The organism is Microbacterium sp. NPDC087868 (assembly GCF_044900755.1).
GTDB lineage: Bacteria > Actinomycetota > Actinomycetes > Actinomycetales > Microbacteriaceae > Microbacterium > Microbacterium galbinum.
In genome coordinates this window covers 618,086-644,848 of the sequence record NZ_JBJDNO010000001.1, presented here as the reverse complement: position 1 = coordinate 644,848, position 26,763 = coordinate 618,086, and the positions used below count along the sequence as shown (strand labels likewise).

Sequence of the window (26,763 nt, the reverse complement as noted above, 5' to 3'; positions counted from 1 at the left end):
GCCGATGATCAGAACGCCCGCAGGTTCGCCTGCAGCCCGCCGTCCGCGTACTCACGGCGCAGGATGCCGCGCCGACGGAGGATCGGCACCAGCTCGTCGAGCGTGCGGTGCAGGGTCACCGGGTGGAAATCGCCCCAGAGCAGTACGCCGTCGTTGCCCCACTCGCCGAGCTCCTCGATCAGGTCGGCGAACTCCTCCGCCGTACCCACGAAGCCGCTCCGATCGCTGATGCGTCCGGCGCGGACGAGGGCGGTGAGGTGCGCGCGCAGGGGGGCGTCCTCGCCGCGGTCGCCGATCAGTCGCTGGATGCTTCCGCGTGACACGTGTGCGCCGAAGATCGACAGATCGAGCGGGCGATCGAGGTCGAGTCCGGTGAGATCGGTCTCGAGATCGCTCGACTGCTTGCGTGCGATCTGCTCGAGGGCGGCGTCATCGGGATGGGCCGAGGCGGCGACGAGCCGGTCCGCTTCCTCGGGCGACGAGACGATGACGGGCTGGATGGCGAACAGGATCTTGATGTCCTCCGGGCGGCGTCCGCGTTCGATCGCCGCATCGTGGATCTTCTTCCGATACGCGCGCACCGACTTCTCGTTCAGTGGCGCGAGCGCGAGCTGCACATCGGAGTTCGCGCCCGCGAAGCCGAGGCCGCGGCCCGACCCGCCCGGCGACACGATCGCCGGTTCGCCGTCGGTGAAAGGGATCGCGTTGAGCGGCCCGTCGAAGGAGTAGTACTCGCCGCGGTGCTGCACCGGGCGCAGCTTCGAGCCGTCGGCATAGACGTCGCTGTCACGATCGAGCACGAGGGCTCCGTCGTCCCAGCTGCGCCAGAGCGCGCGGATGCCGTCGAGCCATTCCTCCGCGCGGTCGTAGGCCTCGTCGTGCCCGAGCTGCGCCGCGCCGGAGAAGTGACGGGCGCTCCCGGTGTCGGTGACGACGTTGAGACCGAGGCGATGTCCGCTCAGATGCTGGAGCGTGGCGAACTGGCGGGCCGACGTGAACGGCAGGGACGCCGCGGGATTCACCGTGGGCACCACGCCGAGATGCTTCGTCGCCTGGAACAGGTAGGGGGCGAGCAGCAGAGGGTCGTGCTTGGGCCCACCGAAGGCGTGGCGCACCCGCAGATCGATGGTCGAGTGCGATCCGAGCGAGGGGCCGTCCTCGATGATCACCAGATCGAATCCGGCCTGCTCGAGCGTGCGCGCCGCTTCCTGGTAGATCTCGGGTCGTGTCCAGTCGTAGTCCCAATCGAGCGACGGGTAGCCCCAGCCCTGCGGTCCGAAGCCGCGCGCGAGGAACCAGCCGAAGTGCTGCGGGCGGCTCATGCGACGACCTCCCGAACGGTCTCGAGCACGCGCGACAGATCGGCGATGAGGTCGTCGATGTCCTCGATGCCGATCGAGAGGCGCAGGGTACCCGGGTGCACGCCGAGGGCGAGGCGCTCGTCCTCGGTGCGGTGGGAGTGGCTGGTCGTGCCCGGATGCAGCACCAGGGAGCGGACGTCGCCGATGTGCGTCATGTGGATGAAGACGCCGACGCTCTCGACGAAGTCGCGTGCGGCGGGGAGGCCTCCGCGGAGGGTGACGGTGAAGATGGAGCCGAACCCGCCCTGGAGATAGCGCGCCGCGGTCGCGTGATCGGGGTGGGTGGGGAGACCGGCGTAGTCCACCCGCTCGACGTCGGGATGCTCCGACAGCCACTCGGCGACCGCTTGGGCGTTGCGCGACTGCCGTTCGACCCGCAGTCCGAGCGTCTCGACGCCCTGACCGATGAGGAAGGCGTTGAGCGGGGAGGGAGAGGCGCCGAATCGAGGAGCCACGCTCTCCCGGGCGTACGCGATCCGCGCGTTCCCACCGTGCCGTGCGGCGACACTCGGCTCGCCGTTGCGGCCCGGGAGAACGAGATGGGGAGCATTGTGTCCGGCGACCGCCGGGTCGAAGCGGCCGTCGTCGACGATCACACCGCCGAGCACCGAGCCGTGCCCGGCCAGGAACTTCGAGGCGGAGTGCACCACGATCGCCGCTCCGTGCTCGAGCGGACGCACGAGGAACGGCGTCGCGAGCGTGTTGTCCACGATCAACGGGATCGCCGACTCGTCGGCGACCGCGCTCACCACGGCGATGTCGAGGATGTCGTTGCGGGCGTTGGCGATCGACTCGGCGAACAGGGCCCGGGTGTTCGGACGGATGGCAGCGCGCCAGGCATCCGGATCGGCAATGTCGTCGACGAACGTCGTCTCGATCCCCAAGCGGGAGAGATTGTCGAGGAAGAGTCCTCGACTTCCCTCGTAGATGTGCGTCGACGAGACGATGTGGTCGCCGGCGCCCGCGACCGTCAGAAGGGCGGTCACGACCGCCGCCTGACCGCTCGCGACGAGCAGGGCATCCGCCCCGGACTCGAGCGCGGCGATCTGCCGCTCCACGGCCCGAACGGTCGGATTGCCCGTGCGGGTGTAGCCGAAGCCGGCTCCGGTGCCGAAGTGATCGGCGGCGTGATCGAAGTCGTCGAACTCGAAGCCGGCGGTCAGGTAGATCGGCGTGGCGCGCGCAGCGGCGGAGTCTCGCGTCCTCGCGGCGTGCACGGCGCGAGTCGCGAAGCGGGCGTTGTCGGCGGTCATGCGATGCCTCTCGATGATTCGGGTGAACAGTAGAGTGTCACGGCGCGTCATCGGGCGCCGAAGCGGTGGTAACCTGACGTCATGCGGATCGTGCTCCTTCTTAGCGGCCGCGACGAGACCTCGTTCTGAGCCCCTCCTCGTCGCGGAGTCCATCGTGGGCCGAACCGCCAGCTTCAGGAGAAGAGCCATGAACACCCCCGCAGTCGACGTCGATTCCTCACGCCCGAGAACCCTGGCCGAGAAGGTCTGGGACGACCACCTGGTCGTCAAGGGCGAGAACGGTGAGCCGGATCTCATCTACATCGATCTGCACCTCGTGCACGAGGTCACCAGTCCGCAGGCCTTCGACGGCCTGCGCTCGGAAGGGCGACCGCTGCGCCGCCTCGACCTCACGATCGCCACGGAGGACCACAACACCCCGACGTGGGAGATCGACAAGCCGATCGCCGATCTCACCAGCCGCACCCAGATCGAGACGCTGCGCCGCAACGCCGCCGAGTTCGGAGTCCGTCTGCACTCCCTGGGAGACGCCGAGCAGGGGATCGTCCACGTGGTCGGCCCGCAACTCGGACTCACCATGCCGGGCATCACGGTCGTCTGCGGCGACTCGCACACCTCGACCCACGGTGCCTTCGGCGCCATGGCCTTCGGCATCGGTACGAGCGAGGTCGAGCACGTCATGGCGACCCAGACGCTGCCCCTGAAGCCGTTCAAGACGATGGCGATCAACGTCGAGGGAACGCTGCGACCCGGCGTCACCGCCAAGGACATCATCCTCGCCGTGATCGCGAAGATCGGCACCGGCGGTGGCCAGGGCTACGTGCTCGAGTACCGCGGCAGCGCGATCCGCGCCCTCTCGATGGAGGGGCGCATGACGATCTGCAACATGTCGATCGAGGCAGGTGCCCGCGCCGGGATGGTCGCGCCCGACCAGACGACCTTCGACTACCTCGAGGGGCGTCCGCACGCGCCGAAGGGCCAGGACTGGGAGGATGCCGTCGCCTACTGGCGCACGTTGCCCTCCGACGACGGGGCCGCCTTCGACGCCGAGGTGTTCATCGACGCCGACGACCTCGAGCCGTTCGTGACCTGGGGCACCAACCCCGGACAGGGAAGTTCGCTCTCGGCGGCGGTGCCGGATCCCGCCGCGATCACCGATCCGAACGAGCGCGCCGCCGCGGAGCGCGCACTCGAGTACATGGACCTCACGCCGGGGACGCCTCTCAAGGAGGTGCCGGTGGATGCCGTCTTCATGGGGTCGTGCACGAACAGCCGCATCGAGGACCTGCGCGCCTTCGCATCGATCATCGAGGGCAAGAAGAAGGCGGACGGGGTGCGCGTGATGGTGGTGCCGGGCTCGGCGCGTGTACGCCTCGAGGCCGAGGCCGAGGGCCTCGACCGGATCATCAAGGACTTCGGCGCCGAGTGGCGTTTCGCCGGGTGCTCGATGTGCCTGGGCATGAACCCCGACCAGCTGGCACCGGGGGAGCGCTGCGCATCGACCTCGAACCGCAACTTCGAAGGCAGGCAGGGCAAGGGCGGGCGCACGCACCTCGTGTCGCCCCTCGTCGCGGCGGCCACGGCCATCCGCGGAACCCTGTCGAGCCCGAGCGATCTGGAGGTCTGATCATGGAGAAGTTCACCACCCACACCGGCATCGCCGCTCCTCTGAAGCGGTCGAACGTCGACACCGACCAGATCATCCCCGCCGTCTTCCTCAAGCGGGTCACCAAGACCGGCTTCGAGGACGCGCTGTTCCACGGCTGGCGGCAGGACCCCGAGTTCGTGCTCAACCAGCCGTCGTATCAGGGCGCATCCGTGCTGCTGGCCGGCCCCGATTTCGGCACGGGCTCGAGCCGTGAGCACGCCGTCTGGGCGCTGCGCGACTTCGGCTTCACAGTCGTGCTCAGCCCGCGCTTCGCCGACATCTTCCGCGGAAACTCGGGTAAGCAGGGCTTGCTCGCCGCAACGATCTCCGAAGAGGATCTCGAGCGTTTCTGGGCCGAGATCGAGCGGAATCCCGGGGTTCGGATGACCGTCGACCTCGAGGCGCGCACCGCGTCGATCGGCGACATCCAGGCCGAGATCGGTATCGACGATTACACTAGATGGCGGCTCCTCGAAGGGCTCGATGACATCGGGCTCACGCTGCGCAACGAAGACAAGATCGCGCAGTTCGAGGCCCGTCGCGAGTCGTGGCGGCCCCGGACCCTTCCCGTTCAGTAACGCGGTGGAGGCGGGTGGCTGAGGGGCACCCGCCCCGAACACAGTGAATTGAAGTGAGGCTCCGAATGACGACACCCGTGCGCGACGCTCTTCCGGACGGAGTCCCCGCACTCACCGGAGACGTCCTCGCGATTCGAGGCGGACGCCCGCTGCGCGGCCGCGTCGACGTCAAGGGGGCGAAGAACCTCGCCACCAAGGCGATGGTCGCCTCCCTCCTCGGTGAGACCGTCAGCACCCTCCGCGACGTGCCCGCGATCAGCGACGTCGCGGTCGTCCGCTCCCTCCTCGAGGTGCACGGCGTGCGCGTGTCCGAGGGCGACGAGCCCGGTGCGCTCGTCTTCGACCCGAGCGACGTCGAGTCGGCGCACTTCGAGGAGATCGACGCCCACGCCGGTGCATCGCGCATCCCGATCCTCTTCTGCGGCCCGCTGCTGCACCGTCTCGGTCAGGCGTTCATCCCCGACCTCGGCGGGTGCCGCATCGGCGACCGCCCCATCGACTTCCACCTCGACGCACTCCGCAAGTTCGGCGCCGTCGTCGAGAAGCTCCCCAGCGGCATCCGTCTGTCGACCCCCAACGGTCGCCTGCACGGCGCGAACATCCACCTCCCGTACCCGAGCGTCGGCGCGACCGAGCAGGTCCTGCTGACGGCCGTGCGAGCTGAGGGCGTGACGGAGCTGCGCAACGCAGCGATCGAGCCCGAGATCATGGATCTCATCGCCGTGCTCCAGAAGATGGGCGCGATCATCTCGTACGAGCCCAACCGGGTCATCGTCATCGAGGGCGTCGAGAAGCTCCGCGGCTACGATCACCGGTCGATCTTCGACCGCAACGAGGCGGCTTCCTGGGCATCCGCTGCTCTGGCGACCGACGGCGAGATCTTCGTCGGCGGCGCGAAGCAGCAGGAGATGCTGACCTTCCTCAACGTCTTCCGCAAGGCGGGCGGATGGTTCGACATCCAGGAGGACGGCATCCTCTTCCGTCGTGAAGGCGAACTGCGCCCCGTGGTCGTCGAGACCGACGTCCACCCCGGCTTCATGACCGACTGGCAGCAGCCGCTCGTGGTCGCCCTCACCCAGGCCAACGGCCGGTCGGTCGTGCACGAGACGGTGTACGAGAACCGCATGGGCTTCACCGAGGCCCTCGTGAAGATGGGCGCCGACATCGTCGTCCACCCGCGCGGGCTGCAGGCCGGACCGCGCCGCGTGCCGCGCCGCGACCTCGAGCAGGCCGCCGTCATCACGGGGCCGACCCCGCTGCACGGCGCCGACATCGTCGTGCCCGACCTCCGGGGCGGGTACAGCCACGTGATCGCGGCGCTCACCGCTTCCGGCGAGTCCAAGGTCTCGGGGGTCGACATCCTCAGCCGCGGCTACGAGAAGTTCCTCGCGAAGCTCGACGCGCTCGGCGCCGACTTCGACGTCCTCCGGTGACGCCGATGCGCAACAGGTCGCCGGAGACGACGCGGCCCAGCATCTTCTGGCCGGTCGCAGTGATCGTCCTCCCGCTCGTCTCGTTGATCGCGAAGATCCGGGTGAGGAACCCGGAGAAGCTCCCGCGCGAAGGGGCGTACGTGCTCGCGCCGAACCACTATTCGGAGTTCGATCCGCTGATCGTGGCGGTCGCCGTGTGGCGGATCGGACGCGCACCGAGGTTCATGGCGAAGGAGAGCCTCTTCCGTGTGCCGGTTCTCGGATGGATCCTGCGCAGGACGGGGATGATCCCCGTGGCGCGTGCGTCGTCGGCCACGGCGGCCAAGCAGACGATGCTGCAGTCGAAGGAGATCGTCGAGAACGGTCGCGGGGTCATCGTCTACCCCGAGGGCACCCTCACCCGCGATCCCGACCTGTGGCCCATGCGCGGTAAGTCCGGCGCGGTCCGCCTGGCCCTGACCGACGGCATCCCGCTGATCCCGATGGCCCAGTGGGGCACCCAGGAGATCATGGGCCGGTACCAGAAGGGGCTGAGCCTCTGGCCGCTCCGGAAGCCCGTGGACGTGATCGTCGGCGACCCCGTCGACGTCTCCGACCTGCAGGGGCGTGGCGGCGACCAGGCCGCCCTGAACGAGGCCACCACGCGGTTGATGAACGCGATCACCGTTCTGCTCGAAGAGCTGCGCGACGAGAAGGCCCCCGCCGAGCGGTGGAACCCGTCGACGCACGGTCAGAAGGAGACGGGGCGCCTTGACTCCTAAGCGAACGACGCACCAGGGGCCGCGCGTCGCCGTGATCGGCGCCGGCAGCTGGGGCACGACCTTCGGCAAGATCCTCGCCGACGGCGGCGCCCAGGTCACCATGTGGGCACGTAGAGCCGAGCTGGCGCAGGAGATCAACGAGGCCAAGCGCAACTCGCGATACCTCCCCGGCATCAACCTTCCGCGGTCGATGGCCGCGACGCATGAGCTCGCAACCGCGCTCGAGGGCGTCGATCAGGTCTACCTGTCGGTGCCCAGCCAATCCCTGCGCGAGAACCTGAAGGCGTTGCGGCCGCTGCTCGCCGGATCGGACGCCAAGATCGTCAGCCTCATGAAGGGCGTCGAGCGCGGCACCGGACTGCGCATGAGCCAGGTCATCCAGCAGGAGCTCCGCTGCGATCCCGACCGAGTGGCCGTCGCTTCGGGACCCAACCTCGCGCTCGAGATCGCTCGGGAGCAGCCGACGGCCGCCGTCATCTCCTCGCGTAGTCAGGAGACGGCGGAGACGGTCGCCCGCGCCGCGCGCAACGATTACTTCCGCACCTTCGTGAACACCGATGTGATCGGCACCGAGTTCGGCGGAGTGCTCAAGAACCTCATCGCCGTCGCGATCGGGATCGTCGACGGCGTCGGCTACGGCGAGAACACGAAGGCGTCGATCATCACCCGCGGACTGGTCGAGATGACCGACTTCGCGGTCGCCAACGGTGCGCACCCGGAGACCCTCCAGGGGCTGGCGGGACTGGGCGATCTGATCGCGACCTGCCAGTCGCCGTTGAGCCGCAACAACACGGCCGGGCGTCTGCTCGGCCAGGGATACAGCTTCCAGGACGTCGTCAAGCAGATGCAGCAGACCGCCGAGGGACTCGCGTCCGTCGCGCCGATCCTGCAGCTGGCACGCGAGTCCGAGGTGCACATGCCCATCGTCGAACAGGTGAAGATGGTGCTCGACGGCAAGATGAGCCCGCGCGACATCGCACCCCACCTGACGACGGACGACGACACCCCGCAGGGGGAGAGGACCAACCATGGACAAGCAGACGGTGGTGGTGCTGTTCGGAGGGCGCTCCAGCGAGCATTCGATCAGTTCCGCAACGGCGGGCGGAGTGCTGGGCGCGATTGATCGTGGTCGCTACGACGTGATCCCTGTCGGGATCACCCGCGAGGGCGCCTTCGTTCTCGAGGACGACGACCCGGCCAAGTTCCCGCTCGATGCCGCGCACCTCCCTGAGGTGGTCGACAACGGCACCCGCGTGCTGTGGCCCGAACCCGGCGGAGACCGCACGCTGCGCGTCGTCCGTGTCGATGGAACGATCGACGGTCTCGGTGAGATCGACGTGGTGCTCCCGATCCTCCACGGCCCGCACGGAGAGGACGGCACGATCCAGGGGTACTTCGACACCCTCGAGGTGCCGTATGCCGGTGGCGGTGTGCTCGACTCGGCGCTCTGCATGGACAAGCACTTCATGAAGATCGCGCTGCAGGCAGCCGGCATCGTCGTGGCGCCCTGGGTCACGGTTCGGCGCCGTGCATGGGAGCAGGATGCCGCGCAGGTGCGCGCACAGGCTGCCGAACTGGGCCTCCCGCTGTTCGTCAAGCCCGCGCGTGCGGGCTCGAGCGTCGGCGTGTCGAAGGTGGAGGCGCTGGACGAACTCGACGCGGCGCTCGCGGTCGCGTTCGCCGAAGACGACAAGGTACTGATCGAGACCGGCGTCAGCGGACGTGAGATCGAGGTGGCGGTGCTCGAGGGCGCCGACGGCGTGCGCGCATCGCTGCCCGGCGAGATCGTGCTGACCTCGCGCGGGTTCTACGACTTCGAGGGCAAGTACCTCGGGGGAGACGGCGTCGATGTCGTGTGCCCGGCCGTGCTCACGGATGCGGAGATCGCGGCGATCCAGAGCGCGGGTGTGAGCGCGTTCGAGGCCGTCGACGGTCGCGGGCTGGCGCGCGTCGACATGTTCCTCACTCCGGAGGGCGACCTCGTCGTCAACGAGCTCAACACGATGCCGGGGTTCACCCCGATCTCGATGTTCCCGAAGTGCTGGGTGGCCTCCGGTCTCAGCTACGGCGACCTGATCTCGGAGCTCGTCGAGGCGGGCCTGCGTCGCTGATCGGCGGCGCGAGGTGCCTCAGCCCGCTGTCGGAGGCTGAGGCTGGCCGGGGTGCGGGCCCGGGTACGGCTGCTGCGGGTACTGCTGCTGCGGATACGCCTGCTGGGGCGGGTACGCAGGTGCGGGATGCCCGGCGCCGTACGCACCGCTCGGCTCCGCCGGGCCGGCGGCAACGCGGTGGACGATCGCGGCCACGAGAGCGGTGACCCACCCCCAGACGAGTGCCCAGGTGACTCCCGCGGTGCTGATCGTGAAGAACTGCACCTGGTAGATCTCGATCTGCGTGGGGTCGATCTGGAGGTAGGCGAGCGTCAGCGGCGCACGGACGAGACCGGCGGCTGCGGACGCGATCATCACGGCGCCCCAGGTGCCGAAGAAGACGGCGGCGCCGCGCCCGGGAAGAGCTCCGCGGACGATCATTCTCACGAAGAGCCAGGTCAGGCCGCTCAGCACGACGAGGGCCAGGAGCATGCCCAGGACCGGCAGCGGCGAGCCTCCGCGGCCGAAGCCCCACCCGAGCGGATCGGGCAGGATCCAGGCCCGCGGGACGTTCGGCACGCCGCCGAGCACGAAGAGGTAGCCGGCGAGGGAGCTGAGGAGAGCGCCGACGCCCACCAGGACGGCGGCGATGACGGGAGTTCGATTCGCGGGCTGAGGGTTCATGCCGCGAGTCTAGGAGACCGCGCTCAGCCGGCGGGGGACTCCACGCGGTCGGTGCATTTCGCGGTCGCCCGCTCGAGCCCGGGCTGGATGCTGGCGGAGAGCTTCTCGACGACCGTGCGGAAGTCGATCTCGGCGCCGCGTCGGATGATGACCTCGACGGCGGGGTCGCGCCCGTAGGTGACCAGGCGTTGACGCTCCTCCTCCTGGTCGAGCACGAGCCAGTCCACGCTGCCGATCGTCGTGCAGACGAGATCCGACGGCGCGGGCGGGGCGACGCCGCAGCGCAGCACGATCGTCGGATCACCCCATGCTCCGGTGGCCTGGGCATCCGTCCACACCCGGTCGAAGCCGGCGACGTTCTCGGGCAGCAGCACCGATACGTTCGCGCAGGCCGGGTTGTTCGCATCATCCGCGGGCTCGAGGTGGATCGTCGTGGAGCATCCGGCGAGGGCGATCGCAACGGCTCCGGCGACCGCGACGGCAGCAGCGAGGCGACGGAAGAGGGGCATGCTTCCAGGCTACCTTTGAGTTCATGCCCTCCCGACCCGAGAACCACGACCCCCTGCTCGGCGAGCTCTCGGAGGGAAGCATCCTGCGCGCGATCCTGTCGCGCACGCCGCCCGGATCGCACACGATCCTCGGTCCCGGAGACGACGCGGCGGTGATCTCCGCCCCATCGGGTTCAGTGGTCGCGACGACCGACACCCTCGTGCACGGTCCCGACTTCCGTCTCGCCTGGACCTCCGGCTACGACCTCGGGTGGAAGGCCGCCGCGGTCAACCTCGCCGATGTCGCTGCGATGGGGGCTCGTCCGACGGCCTTGCTGGTCGCCCTCGCCGTCCCTCGCGATCTGCGGCTGTCGTTCGTCGAGCGGCTGGCGGACGGCTTCCGCGACGCGTGCGAGGCGCTCGCGCCGGGGTGCGCGGTGGTCGGGGGCGATCTGACGGTCTCGGATGTGCTGACCGTCGCGGTCACCGCCCTCGGCGATCTCGAGGGGCGCTCGGCCATCACCCGCTCGGGCGCGCGGCCCGGGGAATCCGTCGCCATCGCCGGTGAGCTGGGCCTCGCGGCCCGCGGGCTGGCGGTGCTGTTCGGTCGTTTCCGCGACGGTGAGACGCCTGTCCCCGTCGATCCGTCGAGGCTCGGCGACGGTGAGGCGGCCGCGGTCGCCGCCCAGCTGCGACCGTCCCCGCCGATCGGCCTCGGACCGATGGCCGCCGTGACGGGTGCGACCGCGATGATGGATGTGTCCGACGGGCTCGCGCTCGACGCCGGTCGCTTGGCGGATGCCTCCGGTGTCACCCTCGCACTCGACGGGCACGCGCTCGGGTCGGATGCGCGTCGCGCCCTGGCCGGAGGTGAGGACCACGCCCTTCTGGCCACCTTCCCCGAGGGGATGCTCGCTCCGGGCTTCCGCGTGATCGGACGCGTGGTCGAGCGATCCGGTGACGGTGTGCTGTGCGACGGCGAACCCGTCGATGTCCGGGGATGGGACCCCTATCGCGACTGGGATTCCGCCGCGGGCTGATCGCGATCCGCGCCGTCGAGCGGCTGCCCCCACCACACGGTGGTGTCGCCGTAGGTCTTCTCGCGCACGAGCTCGAGCCCCGCGGCGTCGAGATCCGGGGGTGTCGATCGGCGCGCACGCTCGACCACGACCAGTGCGTCGGGGGAGAGCAATGGCGCGAGGGCGACGAGATCCGCGGTCATCGCCTCGTCATCGAGGTCGTACGGCGGGTCGGTGAACACCAGGTCGAACGGGCCCTGCGCACGCACGAGGAACGGATGCACGGCGCTCTCGTGCACGCGGGCCGCCGCGACTCCGCCGGCGCGTGCGACGGCCGCGGAGTTCTTGCGCACGATCGCTGCGGCGGCGCGCCCCCGTTCGACCAGATCGGCGCTGCGAGCGCCGCGGCTGAGCGACTCCAGCCCGAGGGCGCCGGAGCCGGCGTACAGATCGAGCACCCGGGCGTCATCGATGGCGCCGAACGACTCGAGCGCTCCGAAGAGCGACTCCCGCACCCGATCGCTCGTGGGGCGGGTGCCGGCGTCCGGCACCTCCAGGCGCGTTCCTCCGGCCGTACCGGCGATGATCCTCGTCACCCGTTCACGATACGACAGGCGGAGTGACGCGGGTGTCGGTGGCGTTCCCTAGACTCGATGCATGTCGCTCACCCTGGATTCGTCGCTCGACGACGCGTTGGGTACGACGACCGCGAAGACGCTGGATCGGGCGTTCTCGATGCGCACGGTGGGCGATCTTCTCTCGCACTATCCGCGCCGCTACGCCGATCCGGGCGAGCTGACTCCGATCCGCGAGCTCCCGCTCGGCGAAACGGTGACGATCGTGGCCGAGGTGCTCTCGTCGAGCTTCCGTCGCATGCGCAATCGCAACGGGGCGATGGTGGACGTCGTGATCGGCGACGGGATCGGTCGGATGTCGCTGACGTTCTTCGCGAAGAACATCGGTCAGGCGGAGTGGCGGTCGAACGATCTCGCGGTGGGTCGGCGAGGCGTGTTCTCCGGCAAGGTCGGGGAGTTCAACGGCGTGACGCAGTTCGCGCATCCCGAGTACGAGTTGTTCGATGACGAGGATTCCGCTCGACGCAGTGCGGATGCCCGCGCTTCGGTGCCGATCCCGATCTACCCGGCGACGTCGACGGTACAGACCTGGCAGATCGCGAGATTCGTCGGTCGGGTGATCGATGCGCTCGTCGACGTGCCCGATCCGCTCCCGGAATCCGTGCGATCCCGAGAGGAGCTCCTCACCGCGCGCGAGGCCATCGAGCTCATCCATCGGCCCCGCACCAAGAACGACATCGATCCTGCGGTGCGCACTCTGCGCATGCACGAGGCATTGACCCTGCAGACCGCTCTGCTCCAGCAGCGTGATGCGGTGCGCGCGCTCTCCGCGACCCCCCGCGCCGCGTCGCCGGGAGGGCTGCTCGAGCGCTTCGATGCCGCGTTGCCCTACACGCTCACGCCCGACCAGCAGACGGTCGGTGCGCAGGTCGCCGAAGACCTGATCGGCGCGTGGCCGATGAACCGGCTGGTGCAGGGCGAGGTCGGTTCGGGAAAGACGCTCGTCGCGCTGAGGGCGATGCTCCAGGTGGCCGAGAGCGGGGGACAGGCGGCGCTCATCGCGCCGACCGAGGTGCTCGCGGGGCAGCATCTGCGCTCGATCACCAAGATGCTGGGTCGCGAACTGGCTCCGCTCGTGATGCCGACTCTCCTCACCGGCCAGATGCCGGCTGCCGAGCGACGCAAGGCCGCCCTGCGCGTCGCCTCCGGCCAGGCATTGATCGTGGTCGGCACCCACGCACTCCTCGGCGAGAAGACCACGTTCGCCGACCTCGGTCTCGTGGTCGTCGATGAACAGCACCGCTTCGGCGTCGAGCAGCGCGAGGCGCTGCGCGCGAAGGGCTCGAGCCCGCATGCACTCGTGCTCACCGCGACACCGATCCCGCGCACGGTGGCCATGACGGTCTTCGGCGACCTCGACACCTCCGTCATCCGGACGATGCCGGCGGGGCGCGCGGGCATCGAGTCCTTCGTCGCTCCGCTCGCCGAGCATCCCGGGTGGTTCAACCGTGTCTGGGAACGCGCGGCCGAGGAGATCGCCCAGGGGCGTCAGGTCTTCGCGGTGTGCGCGGCCATCGACACGACCAAGAAGACCGGCGAGGCGGGGGAGCAGCCGGCGATCGCGTCGGAAGGCGGGAACGGCCCGCGCTGGGGCGTCGTGCAGCTCGATGAGGCGCTCGCGACCCATCCCACACTCGGCGGGTTGCGACGTGCGGTCCTGCACGGACGGATGCCGTCCGACGAGAAGGATGCGGTCATGCAGGCGTTCGCGCGCGGCGAGATCGATCTCCTGCTCGCGACGACCGTGATCGAGGTCGGCGTCGACGTTCCGAACGCGTCGACCATGATCGTGCTCGACGCCGATCGCTTCGGCGTGTCCCAACTCCACCAACTGCGTGGACGCGTCGGTCGCGGTGGCGTCCCGGGGCTCTGCCTGCTGGTCACGGAGGCCGAGTCCGGCTCCGTCGCCCGAGAGCGCGTCGATGCCGTCGCGGCTACGCTCGATGGCTTCGCGCTGGCCGAGGTCGATCTCGAGCTGCGCGGCGAAGGCGACGTGCTCGGCGCCGCCCAGGCGGGCGTGCGCTCCTCGCTCAAACTCCTCCGGGTCGTGAAGGACGCGGGCCTCATCGTGCGTGCTCGCGAGCTGGGTGAGGAGATCCTCGCGGCTGACCCCGACCTCGCGCGACACGCCGGTCTGCGCGACGCGATCCTCCGGCGAGTGAGTGACGAGGACAGAGCCGCGCTCGCGAAGAACTGAGCTCGATGTCGCCGCACGGGGAGTGCATCGGAGAGGTGCCCTAGGCTGGTGGGCATGAGCAGCAGGATCGCCGTCGTCCCCGGTTCCTTCGATCCGCCCACGCTCGGACACCTCGACGTGATCCGGCGGGCCGCGACCCTGTTCGACGAGCTCCATGTGCTCGTCGTGCACAACCCCGGCAAGGAGGCGATGCTCCCGATCGTTCAGCGCATGTCCTTGCTGGAGCGATCGATCGCCGACGACGGGATGCCCGGCAACATCATCATCGGCTCGTGGAGCATGGGGCTGCTCGTCGACTACGCGCGCGACGTGAATGCGGGAGTCCTCGTCAAGGGCATCCGATCGCAGATCGACGTGGCCTACGAGTCGCCGATGGCGATCGTGAACCGCCACCTCGCCGACATCGAGACCGTATTCCTCCTGCCCGATCCCGCGCACGCGCTGGTGTCGAGCTCACTCGTGCGTCAGGTGGCCTCGCTCGGGGGCGACATCTCCCCGTTCGTCCCGCCGGTGGTGGCCGAGTTCCTCGACACGGGCGCCCGGGGGATCTGAGACGGAGCGTTCGTCCAGCCCCGCGCCGGTGAGGGCCGGTAGCATTGTCGGGTGCGATCCCGACTGAACGGCCCCTTCATCTTGCCCGTCCGCGACATCGTCCGGCGGCCGGGGGAGATGCGCGAGCATACCTTCACGGTGACGCTTCCCGAGCAGTGGGGCGAGGGGATCGTTTCGTTCGAGAAGGGCTCGAACCTCGACCTCGACGTGCGACTGGAGTCCGTGCACGAGGGGATTCTCGTCTCCGGAGCGGCCGACGCGGAGTACGTCGGCGTGTGCGGTCGATGCCTCATCGACATCGCTCGGCCCGTCGAAGTCGAGTTCCAGGAGCTTTTCGCGTATCCTGGTGAGGAAGAAACTGACTTCGAGGTTCAAGACGACCACGTGGATCTTGAAACTCTCGTCAGGGATGCGACTGTTTTGGCGCTTCCATTTCAGCCGGTGTGTCAGCCGGATTGCCTGGGTCTCGACCCGGAAACGGGCGAAAGGCTGACCGCAAGCACCGGGACGGAGCAGGCCGCTCCCATCGATCCTCGATGGAGTGCGCTCCAGCAGATCACAGACCAAGACGGAACGGCACAGAGCCGCGCCGCCGAGAAAGAAGAGAGCTAGTCATGGCTGGTAACCCCCCGAAGCGCAAGGTTTCCCGTTCGAACACCCGCTCGCGCCGCGCGCAGTGGAAGGCGGCGCCCGTCGCCCTCGTGAAGACGATCGAGAACGGCAAGGTCGTCTACAGCCGTCCGCACCAGGCGAAGGTCGTCACCGACTCGCAGGGCACCGAGCTGTTCCTCGAGTACAAGGGCCGCAAGGTCGCTGACGTCTGAGTCGCGAGTCATCGTGACGGAGGTCCCTGAGGGGAAGCGACCTCTCCCAGCAAAGCTCCGCGTCGATATCGACGCGGAGCTTCTGGAGTTGGCGCTCACTCATCGTTCCTACGCCTACGAGCACGGCGGCATCCCGCACAACGAGCGTCTCGAGTTCCTCGGGGACTCGGTGCTCGGGCAAGCGGTGACCGTGATGCTGTTCACCACGCACCCCGAACTCGATGAGGGGCAGCTGGCGAAGCGCCGAGCGAGCGTCGTGTCGACCGTGGCGCTGGCCGAGGTGGCACGAGGAATCGATCTCGGCAGTCACCTTCTCCTGGGACACGGCGAAGAGCAGACCGGTGGACGCGACAAGGACTCGATCCTCGCCGACACCATGGAAGCCGTCATCGGCGCGACCTACCTCTCGGCGGGTCCGGATGCGGCGACCGAGCTCGTTCTGCGACTCACCCGGCCGCTGCTCGACGACCCCGAGCGCTACGGCGCGGCGATGGACCCGAAGACCAGCCTGCAAGAGCTGGCCGCGCGTATCGGCGCGACCCCGCCCGTCTACGGCGTGGTCGCCAGCGGTCCGGATCACGATCGGCGCTTCACAGCGACGGTCGTCGTCGGCGATGTCCGGATGAACGGCCTGGGAAGCAGCAAGAAGACGGCCGAGATGGCTGCGGCGCTCAGCGCCTGGCGCTTCCTCAGCGAACGTGCCTGAGCTTCCCGAGGTCGAGGTCGTCCGAGCGGGGCTCGCTCCCGCCATGACCGGCGCGATCATCACGGGTGTCAGCGTGTTCGACGAGCGTGCCCTCACCCGACATCCGGCCGGCGCCGCGGATTTCGTGCGTCGCCTCGAAGGGCGCCGTGTCGTCACGGCCTCGCGACGCGGCAAGTTCCTGTGGCTGCCGCTCGAGTCGGATGACTCCGCCTTGATCGCGCATCTCGGGATGAGCGGTCAGATGCTGCTGCGCGCGCCGGATGCTTCGGCCGAGCGTCACGAGCGCATCCGACTGCACATCGAACATCCGACGCACGGCGAGCTCGCCGTCGTGTTCGCCGACCAGCGCACGTTCGGATCACTCGCCGTCGACGCTCTCGTCGCCGACGGCCCGAGCGCCGTGCCATCGCAGGTGCTGCACATCGCCCGCGACCCGATCGATCCGTTCTTCGACGACGTGATCTTCCGCGCGGCCCTGGCCAAACGCGGCAGCGCGATCAAACGGGTTCTCCTCGACCAGACGGTCGTCAGCGGCATCGGCAACATCTACGCCGACGAGGCGCTGTGGGCCGCTCGCATCCACCCCGAGACCCCGGCCGACCGACTGTCGACGCAGGCCGTGCGTCGGCTTCTCGGCGAGGTCCGATCCGTGCTCGCCAAGGCCCTCGCCGAGGGCGGGACGAGTTTCGATGCGCAGTACGTCAACGTCAACGGCCAGGCGGGGTACTTCGCCCACTCGCTCAACGCCTACGGGCGCGGCGGCAAACCCTGCCCGCGCTGCGGAAAGCCCATCGTGCGGGAGAGCTTCATGAATCGCTCCTCGCACTACTGCCCGCGCTGCCAGCGGCGCCGCTGACCCGCCACGCTGCCAGCGGCGTCGCTGACCCGCCGACCGCACTCAGAGCTTCTTCTGCCACGCCCCGGCATACGAGACCGGTACGAAACCGATCGCCTCGTTGATGTCGAGCATCGGCCGGTTCTCCTCGGCATTGAAGGTCGAGACCCGCGTCGAGTCGGGCGCGAGTTCGCGCCACCGCAGCAGGTTTGCGCACTTGACGATGGTGCCGAGCCGATGCCCGCGGTGCTCCCGAGCGACGAGCGTGCCGAACTGATGCGTCACGCCCGCGCGGTCCTCGCCGATGAGCAGCTCGTTGTACGCGACGATCGCGCCGGTCGGCACATGTCGCACCGCGGCGACGGAGACCATCTGGCCGGCGCTCGTGAGGCGGGCATCGCGACGCACGACGCGTGCGGCATCCCACTCCTCGGCGTCGAACTCCATGTCGCCGCTCGGTGCATCGGTCACCAACCGTGCCAGCACATCGGCGTAGCCGTCGCGCAGCTCCGGCGGGGTCGGCAGATTCCACTCGATGCGGCGGTAGTCGGAACCGGCTCGACTCATCGCCTGCTCCAGAGCGTCGCGCAGCGGCGCCGCGTCGGCGGTGAGATCGAGTTCGCTGTTGCGTTCGACCTGCTCGAGTCGGTAGCCGCGCGCCTCCAGCAGGTCGGTCAGCGCGATCGCGGGCACTCGTCCCCATCCGGTCTTCGGGACCAGCATCCGATCAGCCTCGATCGGGCGGTGCAGGCTCCAGATCTGGAGGATGTCGCGTCCGCGTGCGCGCGCCTCGTCCTCAGCGCGATCGAGCAGAGCCTCCTCGACGCCTTCGCTCCAGTGCTCCTCCGGCACGAGCAGGTCGAGCTCGGCCGCCCGCGCCCCCGCCTCCTGAGCGTAGTCGACGGTGACGGCGCCGACGATGCGGTCGCCCCGTCGGGCGAGGAAGCCCGTATGCAGTGTGTCGGTCGTGTCGTGCCACGCGGGCAGCATCTGCGCGGCGGTCGGCGCGAGATCGGGCAGGCCGACCATCTCGTCGCATACCCGGTGGCCGAGCTCGCCATAGGCGAGGAACCCCGCGGCGTCGGGGTCGTCGAGCGTCGGGGGAACGGCCAGGGGGACGATCGTCGTCGGGGCGGTCATGTCAGTTCTTTCTTCCAAGCGCCCTCGTAGGCGCGCGCGGTGAAGCCGATCGCTTCGTTGATGGCGAGCATCGGCCGATTCTCTTCGGCGTTGTAGGTGATGATCCGATGGGAGGTCGGCGCGATCGCAGTCCAGCCCTCAAGGGCTGCGCATTTCACGCGCAGCCCGAGTCGGTGTCCGCGGTGCTCGCGCAGCACCAGGGTGTCGTGCTGGATCGTCGTCGCCGATCCTCTCGTGCCGGTGCCGAGTTCGGTGAACGCGGCGAGTTCTCCCGTGACGATGTGCTGGGCGGCCGTGACCTGGAGAGTGTGACCCGCCTCGGCCTGCCGCTGCTCCATGCGGCGCACGCGTGCCGCATCCCATGCCTCCTCGTCGGCGTCGAGGTCGGCCGACGGTGCGTCCGTCGACATGCGCGACTTCAACAAGGCGTACCCGTCGAGGTGTTCGGCCGGTGTCGGCAGCGTCCAGCGCACGACCCGGTAGCCGCTCGATGCGGCCTCCGCCTCGGCGAGGAGCTCGGCGCTCCGCGCGCGGGCGACGTCGTCGAGATCCAACAGGCTGATCCGGTACACCTGCTCGAGCGAGAAGCCGCTGCGGGTGAGGAAGCGGGCGACATGATCGTTCGGGACGCTGCCGTGCCCGGTGGGCGATTCGAGGCGCGCCCCGTCAGCGGTGGGCTGTTCCGTCCAGTTCTGGATGACACTGCGGCCGTGCGCTCGCGCAACCTCCTCGACGTGAGGGAGGATCGCCCGCCCGATGCCGCGCCCCCAGGCGAGGGGGCGCAGCTCGATGGTCGCGATCGCCACACGCGACCCCGCCTCGTGGGGGAGATCGACGACAACGCGCCCGATGATCTCCTCGGAGAGCCGAACGGTCCACACGAGCGTCGTCTGCTCCTCGCGCGATCGCAGTCGGGGGAGGAGTTCGGCCGGCGAGAGATCCTGCTCGTCGCGTCCGGTGAGTTCCCGGTAGACGAGGTTGCGGACGCGAGCGAGCTCACGGAACTCGCGAGCCTCCGCTGCATCCGCCCGGGCCGGAACCACGAGCGGATGCAGGGTCGCGCCTGCGCTGAGGGGGATACTCATCCGATTCTCCTTCTCAGTGCATCTGACGCTGGAGGTGGTAGGCGAGGATCGCCGCGCTCTCCTGGGGGCTGCGGTGCTGTTCGTGGAGGAACAGCGGTGCAGCCGGAGCGAACTCGCGCTTCGGTCGGCGGGGGCGTTGCGTCCGACGGAGCAGCCAGAGGCCGATCCGCAGTGACAGGCGATCGCCGAGCGACAGGGCGCGCAGTTCTTCGGGTTCGGGGATGTGCAGGACCGTGCGGTCCTGAGTATCCGGTGGGTGGGTGATGTTGCGGGACAGCGTGATGTTCACGGTGGCTTCCTTCGAAAGGGGTGTGCAGAAACGCGGAAGACGCGGCGTCGACGGCCGGACGGCCGGACGGACGGATGCGCAGAGGGCGCGGAGAGCGGATGCCGAGAGGCGTGAGCCGCGGATCGATGACGATCGGCGGCGGTGGCGCACAGGGCGATCGACGCGGACGGATCCCCGAGGGGATCAGTCGAGGGCGGGTGCTGTTCTAGGAGACAGCGTTGCCGTCGACGCCGAGGTCGGTTACCGAGTACGCAAGGCGCGGCGCAGTGGAAGCGTGCGCGACCAGACCGTTGGTCTGTGCGGAGAGCTGAATGTTCATCATCGGTAACCTCCCTTCTTGAGGTGTCGGTGGCCCAAGCTAGCGAACGTTCGGGCGCCGAGTCAAGCATTTTCCCAGTTTCACGGCGTGTCGCGCGTGTCGGTCTCCGGTGCTTCCCGCGCGGTCTCCCGGCCGAATCCCGCGTTTCCGGTAACGTATGGGCGTGATTCTCCCCGAACGATCGGTGCCCCGATGCATCTGAAGAGCCTGACCCTCAAGGGCTTCAAGTCGTTCGCGCAACCGACGAGCTTCGTCTTCGAACCCGGTGTGACGTGCATCGTGGGACCGAACGGCTCCGGTAAGTCGAACGTCGTCGACGCTCTCGCCTGGGTGATGGGGGAGCAGGGTGCGAAGACCCTCCGCGGCGGCAAGATGGAGGACGTCATTTTCGCGGGCACGTCGACGCGCGGCCCGCTGGGTCGTGCCGAGGTTCAGCTGACGATCGACAACAGCGACGGTGCGCTTCCGATCGAGTACGCCGAGGTGACGATCAGCCGAACGCTCTTCCGCAACGGATCGAGCGAGTACGCCATCAACGGCGACAGCTGCCGGCTCCTCGATCTGCAGGAGCTGCTCAGCGATTCCGGCCTCGGTCGTGAGATGCACGTGATCGTCGGGCAAGGACGTCTCGATACCGTTCTGCAGGCGTCGCCCGAAGATCGGCGCGGCTTCATCGAAGAAGCCGCCGGCATCCTCAAGCACCGTCGACGCAAGGAGAAGACGGTTCGCAAGCTCGACGCGATGGAGACGAACCTGACGCGTCTGAGCGATCTCGCGGGGGAGATCCGTCGCCAACTCAAGCCGCTCGGTCGTCAGGCCGAGATCGCCCGCGAGGCGCAGTCGATCGCTGCCGTCGTGCGCGATGCGAAGGCACGAATCTTCGCCGACGACGTCGTGGCCCTGCGCACGGCGCTGGCCGACCACACGCGCACGGAGAAGGAACGACACACCGAGCGCCTCGTGCTCTCGGACCAGGCCGACACCGTGCGGGCGAGCATCCACCGGCTCGAACAGGATCAGAACTCCGTCGCCGTCGATCAGGCGCGCAGCGTCGCGTTCGGGCTGGAGCAGGTGCAGGAGCGCATGCGCGGTCTCTACACGCTCGCCAATCAGCGGCTCGCCCTCCTCGGCACCGAGGACGACGATGCCGCGGTCACCGCGGTCACCGTTACGCAGGCGACGATCGACGAGGCCAAGGACGACATCACCGAGATCTCGGCCGGTCTCGGTGACGCCCAGGACGCGGCCGTCGCGGCCAGCCGAGAAGTCCTGAACGCCCGCGCCGAGCTCGACACGCTCGACGTCGACATCGCAGAGCAGAGCGCTCTGGTGTCGGAGTACGACATGCGTCTCTCGGAGCTGCGCGGCACCGCCGATGCGGCCGCCTCCGCGCTTGCCGCCGTGCGCGGCGCTGTGCTCCGCCAGGAGAACGCGCTCGAGGCCGCGAACGAGCGGCGGCGAGAGGCGTCGGAGGCGCTCGAGGCGATCGAGGATGCCGAGGCGCCCGACGGTTCTGCGGCCGATTACTCCGCGGCGTACGAGAGTGCGCAGCGCGCGGCGACCGCGGCGGAGGCTGAGCGCGAGACTCTGCGCGAGCGGCTGCACGCCGCCGAGCGCGAGGTCGACTCGTTGACGGCCAAGGCGGCGGCGCTCGGGAGCGCGCTGGCGCTGTCGGGTGGTTCCGCCGAGATCGTGAAGGCGGGTGGCCCGGGGATCCGGGGTCTCGTCGGCGACGCGGTGCAGGTCCGATCGGGCTTCGAAGCCGCGGTGGCCGCCGTGCTCGGTCCCCTCGCCGAGGGCGTGCTCGTCGATACAGCCGCCGATGCGTTCACGCTGGCTGCCGAAGCGGCCGACCAGCGGAGGGGAGTGGTCGACTTCGTCGCGGCCGAGACCTCGCGTCGTTCGGTCGAACTCCCGCAGTTGTCCGGAGTGACCCCGGCGGTTTCGGCCGTCGATGCGCCCGCGGGAGTGCTCGGAATTCTCGCCCACGTCCTCATCGCCGACGATCTCGATGCTGCTCGCGCTGCGCGCACCGCACTGGATGCGCTCGACGACGAGTCGACCACGATCGTCACCGTCGGCGGAGACGTCGTCACCGCCCACAGCCTGCGCACCGGGTCGGGAGGCGAACGCTCGCGCCTCGAGCTCGCGGCCGAGCGCGACGCCGCCACAGAGCGGCTCGCCGAGGTGCAGGTGATCGTGGATTCGCTCCGCGAGGCACGGGAAGACGCGAACGAGGCCGTCGAGACGACGCGGCGCCAGTCGAAGGACGCCCTGCGCGCACTGCGCGAGCTGGACGCGGCCCTGGCCACGCACGCCGAACAGGTGAACCGCATCACGGTGCGTCACGAAGCCGCGGTCGCCGAGTGCGAGCGTCTCGAGACCGGTCTCGCACAGGCGCAGTCGGCCGTGGCGGATGCCGAGGCGAAGGCGGAGTCCGCGAAGACCGCGCTCGACGATGCCGTCTCCGCTCCCCGTCCCGTGCTCGATGCCTCGGCGCGTGACGGTCTGCTGGAGGCGTTGGAATCCGCACGCGAGGGCGAGGTGCGGGCGCGGCTCGAGATCGAGACGCTCCGCGAACGCGTGCGTGCGGCGCAGTCGCGGGTGACCGCACTGGAGCGCCAGCGCGAGCAGGAGCGGGATGCCGCCGCCGAAGCTGCCCGCCGTGCCGTGATCCGCCGCGCGCAGCGCGAGGCGGCCGCCGGTGTCGCCGAGGAGCTCCCTCGCGTCCTCGACTCGCTCGACCGTTCGGTCACCGAGGCGCGCGTGGCGCTGGCCGAGGCCGAGACGGCTCGGGCGGCCCAGAACCAGGAGCTCACCGGACTGCGGGCGCAGGAGTCCTCATTGCGGGAACGCCTGGCCGGGCTCACCGAGAGCGTGCACGGCCTCGAACTGCAGATCCACGAGAAGAAGCTCCACCTGACCGGGCTGCTCGAACGCGTCGCCTCCGAGCTCGCGCTCGACGAAGACATCCTCGTCGCCGAGTACGGCCCCGATCAGCCCGTTCCGCGCGACATCGCCGAGGTCTCGGACGACCACGAGATCGACGTCGACCTGACCATTCCGTTCGACCGCCGCATCCAGCAGCGACGCCTGGCCGACGCCGAGCGCAAGCTCGCACAACTCGGCCGGGTGAATCCGCTCGCGCTCGAGGAGTTCGCCGCGCTGGAACAGCGTCACGCGTTCCTCACCGAACAGCTCGCGGATCTCACGCAGACCCGTCAAGACCTGATGACGATCATCGCCGACCTCGACGAGCGGATGCAGACCATCTTCGCGAGCGCGTTCGCGGATACCCAGGAGGCGTTCGGCGAGGTCTTCCCCCTGCTGTTCCCCGGCGGTACGGGGAGCATCTCGCTCACCGACCCCGACAACATGCTCACGACCGGGATCGAGGTCGCCGTGCGCCCGGTCGGGAAGAAGATCGAACGGCTCTCCCTGCTCTCGGGCGGAGAGCGCTCACTCGCAGCCGTCGCTCTGCTCGTGGCGATCTTCAAGGCGCGTCCGAGCCCGTTCTACATCCTCGACGAGGTCGAGGCCGCGCTCGACGATGCGAACCTCGGCCGACTTCTCACGGTCTTCGAGCAACTGCGCGAGACCTCGCAGCTGCTCGTGATCACGCACCAGAAGCGCACGATGGAGATCGCCGACGCGCTGTACGGCGTGTCGATGCGTCAGGACGGCGTCTCCGCGGTGGTCGGGCAGCGCGTGGGCGATCGCGCGGCCGCGGCGAGCTGAGGTCTCGCAGCGAATCGCCGGGGACGGCGGCGGACTCCGCGATGCTTCGCGCCCCGTAGGCTGGGGGGCATGGCGGAGAAGTCCTGGTCCCTCGGTCGCGCACTGCGCGGCATGTTCGTCAAGCCCACGATCGATGAGACGACCTGGGACGACCTCGAGACGGCGCTGATCACGGCGGACTTCGGTCCCGACATCAGCGAGCGCATCGTCGAGGAGCTCCGGGCGAAGGTCGAACGGTTCCGTACGACCGACCCGAAAGACCTCCAGCGGATGCTGCGCGAGACGCTCGAGGAGCACTTCGCGAAGTTCGACACCACGCTCAAGCTCACCGAGCGCCCCGCCGTGGTGCTCGTCGTGGGCGTGAACGGCGTCGGGAAGACGACCACGATCGGGAAGTTCACGAAGTTCCTGCGCGGATTCCAGCGCAGTGTCGTCGTGGGCGCCGCCGACACCTTCCGCGCGGCGGCCGTCGACCAGCTCGCCACCTGGGCCCAGCGCGGTGGCGCCGCGATCGTGCGGCCTCAGCAGGAGGGCCAGGACCCCGCATCGGTGGCGTTCCAGACCGTCGAGTACGCGCAGCGCGAGGGGATCGAGATCGCGATCATCGACACCGCGGGCCGACTGCACACCAAGGGCGGCCTGATGGACGAGCTCGGCAAGATCCGGCGTGTGGTCGAGAAGCAGGCGCCGATCAGCGAGGTGCTGCTGGTGCTCGACGCCACGACCGGGCAGAACGGGGTGATGCAGGCGGAGTCCTTCCTGCAGCACGCGGGGGTCACGGGACTCGTCCTCACGAAGCTCGACGGGTCTGCCAAGGGCGGTTTTGTTCTGGCGGTTCAGGAGCGCACCGGCATCCCCGTCAAGCTCCTCGGTCAGGGTGAGGGCATCGATGACCTGACCGGATTCACCCCGCACGTGTTCGTGCAATCACTTGTCGGATGACGACGGGACTACCGTCGCGAGCATGAGGCTGGTTTCATAGCGGTATGGCGATCGAACACGACTACTTCGGGCTCCTGTCCTCAGGGCCGGACGGATCGATCTTCTGGTCGGAGACGGTCGAACTCGGCGACCAGAGCGTCACCGTCGACCTGACCGCGCCCGATCAGGACGATGTGTCGTCCGAGGCGCTCGACATCGCAGCCTCGTTGATCGCCGGGCTCGAGAACGTCGACGACACGGCACGTCGCGGGATGCTGTCGGAGGTCGACGATCGCACGAGCGAGGTGACCGAGTACATCCTGCAGCAGCAGGAGGCCTACGGTGACGACCTCCCTGATGTCCTCGTCGACATCTCGGGCGACGCCGCCGTCGACATCATCCGTTCTCTCCGGCTCATGAGCATGACGATCCTCGCCGACGAGCACGGCGGGTCCGAGCCGTTCGCGGTGCTGGAGTACGCGCTCGACGCCGCCACCACCGACGACGTGCTCCTGGTGAACCTCGGTTCCGACGGCAGCGTGCAGTCGGTGATGAGCGCCGACTGACGCGACGGTCTGTGCTCAGACCGCCTGGGCGAATCCCAGATCCGCGCTGTCGGCGATGTGGGCGAGGTGCGCGGGGATCTCCCGTCCCTTCGACACCATCGACTGCGCCCACAGGCGGCCCGCACGGTACGACGAACGCACGAGGGGCCCGGCCAGGACACCGAGGAACCCGATGCGCTCGGCCTCGTCCTTGAACTCGACGAACTCCGCCGGCTTCACCCAGCGCGCCACCGGGAGGTGACGCGGCGACGGGCGCAGGTACTGCGTGATGGTGATGATGTCGCACCCGGCGTCGTGCAGATCCTGGAGCGCCTGGACGACCTCCTCCGGTTCCTCACCCATGCCCAGGATGAGGTTCGACTTGGTGATGAGGCCGGCGTCTCGCGCCTGTGTGATCACGTCGAGCGAGCGCTCGTAGCGGAACGCCGGGCGGATGCGCTTGAAGATGCGCGGCACGGTCTCGACGTTGTGCGCGAAGACCTCGGGGCGCGCATCGAAGATCTGCCCCAGGAACGCCGGATCGGCGTTGTGCTCGTTGGCCAGCAGCTCGACGCCGGTGTTCGGATTGAGCTCGTGGATCTTGCGGACGGTCTCCGCGTTGAGCCAGGCTCCCGTGTCCGGCAGATCGTCACGCGCGACGCTGGTCACCGTCGCGTAGCGAAGGTTCATCCGCACCACGCTCTCGGCGACCCGACGCGGCTCGTCGGTGTCGTAGTCGGCGGGCTTGCCGGTGTCGATCTGGCAGAAGTCGCACCGGCGCGTGCATTGCGAGCCCCCGATGAGGAAGGTGGCCTCGCGGTCCTCCCAGCACTCGAAGATGTTGGGGCAACCGGCCTCCTGGCACACGGTGTGCAGGTCCTCGCTCTTCACGAGCGACTGCAGGGCCGTGTACTCCGGGCCCATCTTCGCCTTGGTGCGGATCCATTCGGGCTTGCGTTCGATCGGCGTCTCGGCGTTTCGTACTTCGAGGCGGAGGAGCTTGCGCCCCTCGGGGACGGCGGTCATGCGGTGACTCCTGAGTACTCGGTGGCGAAGGTGCGGATCACGGAGGAGAGGATGTCGGCGGGGGAGACGTCCGCCCCGACGATCTCGCTGATGGTGGTGACGCCGGCATCGGTGATGCCGCACGGGATGATGCCGCGGAAGCCTGCGAGGGAGTTGTCGCAGTTGAGCGCGAACCCGTGCATCGTCACGCCCTGCTGCACCCGCACGCCGATCGCGGCGACCTTGTCCTCGGACAGCGGGCGGCGCACCCAGACGCCGCTCCTGCCCTCGACCTGGTAGCCGTCCACGCCGAGCGGTCCGAGGACATCGATCAGCAGACGCTCCAGGCGGCGCACGTGGGCGACGACGTCGAGCGGCTCCTCGAGTCGGACGATGGGGTATCCGACGAGCTGCCCCGGTCCATGCCAGGTGATCTTCCCACCGCGGTCGACGTCGATCACGGGCGTCCCGTCCGCGGGGCGTTCGTGCGGCTCGGTGCGCTTGCCGGCGGTGTACACGGCCTCGTGCTCGAGCAGGATGAGCGTGTCGGGGCGGGTGCCGTCGACCACGTCCGTGTGGATCCGTCGTTGAAGATCCCATCCCTCGGCGTAAGGGACGAGGTCCGGAGCGAGTCCGGCCGTCACGATGTCCAGCATC

The 26,763-nt window shown here is 69.0% G+C and carries 26 protein-coding genes; 16 read left to right on the top strand and 10 right to left on the bottom strand.

All coding sequences use genetic code 11. The features are described 5' to 3' along the window. Positions 1–8: 8 nt before the first annotated feature. Both ACI2JZ_RS03240 and ACI2JZ_RS03235 read right to left on the bottom strand, forming a co-directional pair. A complete protein-coding gene (locus ACI2JZ_RS03240; RefSeq protein ID WP_404596492.1) occupies positions 9–1,322 on the bottom strand; it encodes an LLM class flavin-dependent oxidoreductase in 1,314 nt (437 codons plus the stop codon). Continuing rightward, entirely contained in the window at positions 1,319–2,614 is a 1,296-nt protein-coding gene (locus tag ACI2JZ_RS03235; RefSeq protein WP_404596491.1) for an O-acetylhomoserine aminocarboxypropyltransferase/cysteine synthase family protein, read from the bottom strand. Before ACI2JZ_RS03235 ends, ACI2JZ_RS03240 begins: the two co-directional genes overlap by 4 nt. Before the next feature lie 187 nt (positions 2,615–2,801). On the opposite strand from ACI2JZ_RS03235, the gene leuC reads away from it, so the two are divergent. The 6 genes from leuC to ACI2JZ_RS03205 all read left to right on the top strand — a co-directional run bounded on the left by leuC (position 2,802) and on the right by ACI2JZ_RS03205 (position 9,145). Then, on the top strand, positions 2,802–4,241 hold the full coding sequence (leuC, locus tag ACI2JZ_RS03230) for a 3-isopropylmalate dehydratase large subunit (RefSeq protein WP_247622636.1): 1,440 nt from the start codon (positions 2,802–2,804) through the stop codon (positions 4,239–4,241). A gap of 2 nt (positions 4,242–4,243) precedes the next feature. Next, positions 4,244–4,840, top strand: a complete 597-nt coding sequence (leuD, locus tag ACI2JZ_RS03225) for a 3-isopropylmalate dehydratase small subunit (RefSeq protein ID WP_404596490.1) — start codon at positions 4,244–4,246, stop codon at positions 4,838–4,840. Between the two features lie 65 nt (positions 4,841–4,905). Continuing rightward, positions 4,906–6,273, top strand: a complete 1,368-nt coding sequence (gene murA / locus ACI2JZ_RS03220) for a UDP-N-acetylglucosamine 1-carboxyvinyltransferase (RefSeq protein ID WP_247622634.1) — start codon at positions 4,906–4,908, stop codon at positions 6,271–6,273. Positions 6,274–6,278: 5 nt separating this feature from the next. Then, complete coding sequence (locus ACI2JZ_RS03215; protein ID WP_404596489.1) at positions 6,279–7,034, top strand: lysophospholipid acyltransferase family protein; 756 nt, start codon at positions 6,279–6,281, stop codon at positions 7,032–7,034. Next, the gene (locus ACI2JZ_RS03210; RefSeq protein WP_247632328.1) at positions 7,024–8,157 is read left to right on the top strand and encodes an NAD(P)H-dependent glycerol-3-phosphate dehydrogenase; all 1,134 of its coding nucleotides are present in this window, start codon (positions 7,024–7,026) and stop codon (positions 8,155–8,157) included. Before ACI2JZ_RS03215 ends, ACI2JZ_RS03210 begins: the two co-directional genes overlap by 11 nt. After that, positions 8,063–9,145, top strand: coding sequence for a D-alanine--D-alanine ligase family protein (locus ACI2JZ_RS03205; RefSeq protein WP_404596488.1), 1,083 nt, complete (start codon positions 8,063–8,065; stop codon positions 9,143–9,145). Before ACI2JZ_RS03210 ends, ACI2JZ_RS03205 begins: the two co-directional genes overlap by 95 nt. Before the next feature lie 18 nt (positions 9,146–9,163). Here ACI2JZ_RS03205 and ACI2JZ_RS03200 read toward each other — a convergent pair whose 3' ends face one another. Both ACI2JZ_RS03200 and ACI2JZ_RS03195 read right to left on the bottom strand, forming a co-directional pair. Then, a complete protein-coding gene (locus ACI2JZ_RS03200; protein ID WP_404596487.1) occupies positions 9,164–9,808 on the bottom strand; it encodes a hypothetical protein in 645 nt (214 codons plus the stop codon). 23 nt (positions 9,809–9,831) lie between these two features. Continuing rightward, entirely contained in the window at positions 9,832–10,317 is a 486-nt protein-coding gene (locus tag ACI2JZ_RS03195; RefSeq protein WP_247956066.1) for a DUF3515 family protein, read from the bottom strand. A gap of 23 nt (positions 10,318–10,340) precedes the next feature. On the opposite strand from ACI2JZ_RS03195, the gene thiL reads away from it, so the two are divergent. Continuing rightward, positions 10,341–11,336 carry a thiamine-phosphate kinase gene (thiL, locus tag ACI2JZ_RS03190; RefSeq protein ID WP_336640463.1) on the top strand — a complete coding sequence of 332 codons (996 nt, stop codon included), beginning with the start codon at positions 10,341–10,343 and terminating at the stop codon, positions 11,334–11,336. Here the strand turns inward: thiL and rsmD are convergent. After that, complete coding sequence (rsmD, locus tag ACI2JZ_RS03185) at positions 11,306–11,911, bottom strand: 16S rRNA (guanine(966)-N(2))-methyltransferase RsmD (RefSeq protein WP_247622627.1); 606 nt, start codon at positions 11,909–11,911, stop codon at positions 11,306–11,308. The genes thiL and rsmD overlap by 31 nt on opposite strands. A 61-nt stretch (positions 11,912–11,972) precedes the next feature. Between rsmD and ACI2JZ_RS03180 the strand changes: the two genes are divergently transcribed. The 6 genes from ACI2JZ_RS03180 (at position 11,973) to mutM (ending at position 17,085) form a co-directional block, all read left to right on the top strand. After that, a complete protein-coding gene (locus ACI2JZ_RS03180) occupies positions 11,973–14,147 on the top strand; it encodes an ATP-dependent DNA helicase RecG (protein WP_336640461.1) in 2,175 nt (724 codons plus the stop codon). 54 nt (positions 14,148–14,201) lie between these two features. Continuing rightward, on the top strand, positions 14,202–14,699 hold the full coding sequence (gene coaD, locus ACI2JZ_RS03175; RefSeq protein WP_404596486.1) for a pantetheine-phosphate adenylyltransferase: 498 nt from the start codon (positions 14,202–14,204) through the stop codon (positions 14,697–14,699). 63 nt (positions 14,700–14,762) lie between these two features. After that, positions 14,763–15,311, top strand: a complete 549-nt coding sequence (locus tag ACI2JZ_RS03170) for a DUF177 domain-containing protein (RefSeq protein WP_247624698.1) — start codon at positions 14,763–14,765, stop codon at positions 15,309–15,311. 2 nt (positions 15,312–15,313) lie between these two features. After that, positions 15,314–15,523 carry a 50S ribosomal protein L32 gene (gene rpmF / locus ACI2JZ_RS03165; protein ID WP_247622624.1) on the top strand — a complete coding sequence of 70 codons (210 nt, stop codon included), beginning with the start codon at positions 15,314–15,316 and terminating at the stop codon, positions 15,521–15,523. Positions 15,524–15,536: 13 nt separating this feature from the next. Continuing rightward, a complete protein-coding gene (rnc, locus tag ACI2JZ_RS03160; protein WP_404596485.1) occupies positions 15,537–16,229 on the top strand; it encodes a ribonuclease III in 693 nt (230 codons plus the stop codon). Further along, positions 16,222–17,085: a bifunctional DNA-formamidopyrimidine glycosylase/DNA-(apurinic or apyrimidinic site) lyase gene (gene mutM, locus ACI2JZ_RS03155; RefSeq protein WP_336640460.1), complete on the top strand. Its 864-nt coding sequence runs from the start codon at positions 16,222–16,224 to the stop codon at positions 17,083–17,085. The genes rnc and mutM overlap by 8 nt, the downstream gene beginning before the upstream one ends. 42 nt (positions 17,086–17,127) lie before the next feature. Here the strand turns inward: mutM and ACI2JZ_RS03150 are convergent, their stop codons facing one another. From ACI2JZ_RS03150 to ACI2JZ_RS03140, 3 genes are read right to left on the bottom strand one after another with little or no spacing between them, the layout of a single operon-like run. Further along, entirely contained in the window at positions 17,128–18,204 is a 1,077-nt protein-coding gene (locus tag ACI2JZ_RS03150) for a GNAT family N-acetyltransferase (RefSeq protein WP_404596484.1), read from the bottom strand. After that, the gene (locus ACI2JZ_RS03145; RefSeq protein WP_404596483.1) at positions 18,201–19,289 is read right to left on the bottom strand and encodes a GNAT family N-acetyltransferase; all 1,089 of its coding nucleotides are present in this window, start codon (positions 19,287–19,289) and stop codon (positions 18,201–18,203) included. The genes ACI2JZ_RS03150 and ACI2JZ_RS03145 overlap by 4 nt, the downstream gene beginning before the upstream one ends. Positions 19,290–19,302: 13 nt before the next feature. Further along, positions 19,303–19,578, bottom strand: a complete 276-nt coding sequence (locus tag ACI2JZ_RS03140) for a hypothetical protein (RefSeq protein ID WP_247632318.1) — start codon at positions 19,576–19,578, stop codon at positions 19,303–19,305. A gap of 511 nt (positions 19,579–20,089) precedes the next feature. Here ACI2JZ_RS03140 and smc point away from each other — a divergent pair. The 3 genes from smc to ACI2JZ_RS03125 all read left to right on the top strand — a co-directional run bounded on the left by smc (position 20,090) and on the right by ACI2JZ_RS03125 (position 25,122). Further along, the gene (gene smc / locus ACI2JZ_RS03135) at positions 20,090–23,635 is read left to right on the top strand and encodes a chromosome segregation protein SMC (RefSeq protein WP_404596482.1); all 3,546 of its coding nucleotides are present in this window, start codon (positions 20,090–20,092) and stop codon (positions 23,633–23,635) included. Between the two features lie 69 nt (positions 23,636–23,704). Continuing rightward, on the top strand, positions 23,705–24,577 hold the full coding sequence (gene ftsY, locus ACI2JZ_RS03130; RefSeq protein ID WP_247622614.1) for a signal recognition particle-docking protein FtsY: 873 nt from the start codon (positions 23,705–23,707) through the stop codon (positions 24,575–24,577). 44 nt (positions 24,578–24,621) lie between these two features. Further along, the gene (locus tag ACI2JZ_RS03125) at positions 24,622–25,122 is read left to right on the top strand and encodes a DUF2004 domain-containing protein (RefSeq protein WP_247622613.1); all 501 of its coding nucleotides are present in this window, start codon (positions 24,622–24,624) and stop codon (positions 25,120–25,122) included. Positions 25,123–25,137: 15 nt separating this feature from the next. On the opposite strand, the gene lipA is transcribed toward ACI2JZ_RS03125, so the two are convergent. Both lipA and lipB read right to left on the bottom strand, forming a co-directional pair. After that, a complete protein-coding gene (lipA, locus tag ACI2JZ_RS03120; RefSeq protein ID WP_247622612.1) occupies positions 25,138–26,127 on the bottom strand; it encodes a lipoyl synthase in 990 nt (329 codons plus the stop codon). Then, complete coding sequence (lipB, locus tag ACI2JZ_RS03115; protein ID WP_336640455.1) at positions 26,124–26,762, bottom strand: lipoyl(octanoyl) transferase LipB; 639 nt, start codon at positions 26,760–26,762, stop codon at positions 26,124–26,126. Before lipB ends, lipA begins: the two co-directional genes overlap by 4 nt. Position 26,763 lies beyond the last annotated feature (1 nt).

Coding starts and splice junctions, on each gene's coding strand:
- ACI2JZ_RS03235 (WP_404596491.1), bottom strand. CDS start 2,614: ATGACCGCCGACAACGCCCGCTTCGCGACTCGCGCCGTGCACGCCGCG.
- ACI2JZ_RS03125 (WP_247622613.1), top strand. CDS start 24,622: ATGGCGATCGAACACGACTACTTCGGGCTCCTGTCCTCAGGGCCGGAC.
- leuD (WP_404596490.1), top strand. CDS start 4,244: ATGGAGAAGTTCACCACCCACACCGGCATCGCCGCTCCTCTGAAGCGG.
- lipA (WP_247622612.1), bottom strand. CDS start 26,127: ATGACCGCCGTCCCCGAGGGGCGCAAGCTCCTCCGCCTCGAAGTACGA.
- thiL (WP_336640463.1), top strand. CDS start 10,341: ATGCCCTCCCGACCCGAGAACCACGACCCCCTGCTCGGCGAGCTCTCG.
- leuC (WP_247622636.1), top strand. CDS start 2,802: ATGAACACCCCCGCAGTCGACGTCGATTCCTCACGCCCGAGAACCCTG.
- smc (WP_404596482.1), top strand. CDS start 20,090: ATGCATCTGAAGAGCCTGACCCTCAAGGGCTTCAAGTCGTTCGCGCAA.
- ACI2JZ_RS03150 (WP_404596484.1), bottom strand. CDS start 18,204: ATGACCGCCCCGACGACGATCGTCCCCCTGGCCGTTCCCCCGACGCTC.
- ACI2JZ_RS03200 (WP_404596487.1), bottom strand. CDS start 9,808: ATGAACCCTCAGCCCGCGAATCGAACTCCCGTCATCGCCGCCGTCCTG.
- coaD (WP_404596486.1), top strand. CDS start 14,202: ATGAGCAGCAGGATCGCCGTCGTCCCCGGTTCCTTCGATCCGCCCACG.
- ACI2JZ_RS03215 (WP_404596489.1), top strand. CDS start 6,279: ATGCGCAACAGGTCGCCGGAGACGACGCGGCCCAGCATCTTCTGGCCG.
- lipB (WP_336640455.1), bottom strand. CDS start 26,762: ATGCTGGACATCGTGACGGCCGGACTCGCTCCGGACCTCGTCCCTTAC.
- ACI2JZ_RS03180 (WP_336640461.1), top strand. CDS start 11,973: ATGTCGCTCACCCTGGATTCGTCGCTCGACGACGCGTTGGGTACGACG.
- murA (WP_247622634.1), top strand. CDS start 4,906: ATGACGACACCCGTGCGCGACGCTCTTCCGGACGGAGTCCCCGCACTC.
- rpmF (WP_247622624.1), top strand. CDS start 15,314: ATGGCTGGTAACCCCCCGAAGCGCAAGGTTTCCCGTTCGAACACCCGC.
- ftsY (WP_247622614.1), top strand. CDS start 23,705: ATGGCGGAGAAGTCCTGGTCCCTCGGTCGCGCACTGCGCGGCATGTTC.
- ACI2JZ_RS03205 (WP_404596488.1), top strand. CDS start 8,063: ATGGACAAGCAGACGGTGGTGGTGCTGTTCGGAGGGCGCTCCAGCGAG.
- ACI2JZ_RS03145 (WP_404596483.1), bottom strand. CDS start 19,289: ATGAGTATCCCCCTCAGCGCAGGCGCGACCCTGCATCCGCTCGTGGTT.
- ACI2JZ_RS03195 (WP_247956066.1), bottom strand. CDS start 10,317: ATGCCCCTCTTCCGTCGCCTCGCTGCTGCCGTCGCGGTCGCCGGAGCC.
- ACI2JZ_RS03240 (WP_404596492.1), bottom strand. CDS start 1,322: ATGAGCCGCCCGCAGCACTTCGGCTGGTTCCTCGCGCGCGGCTTCGGA.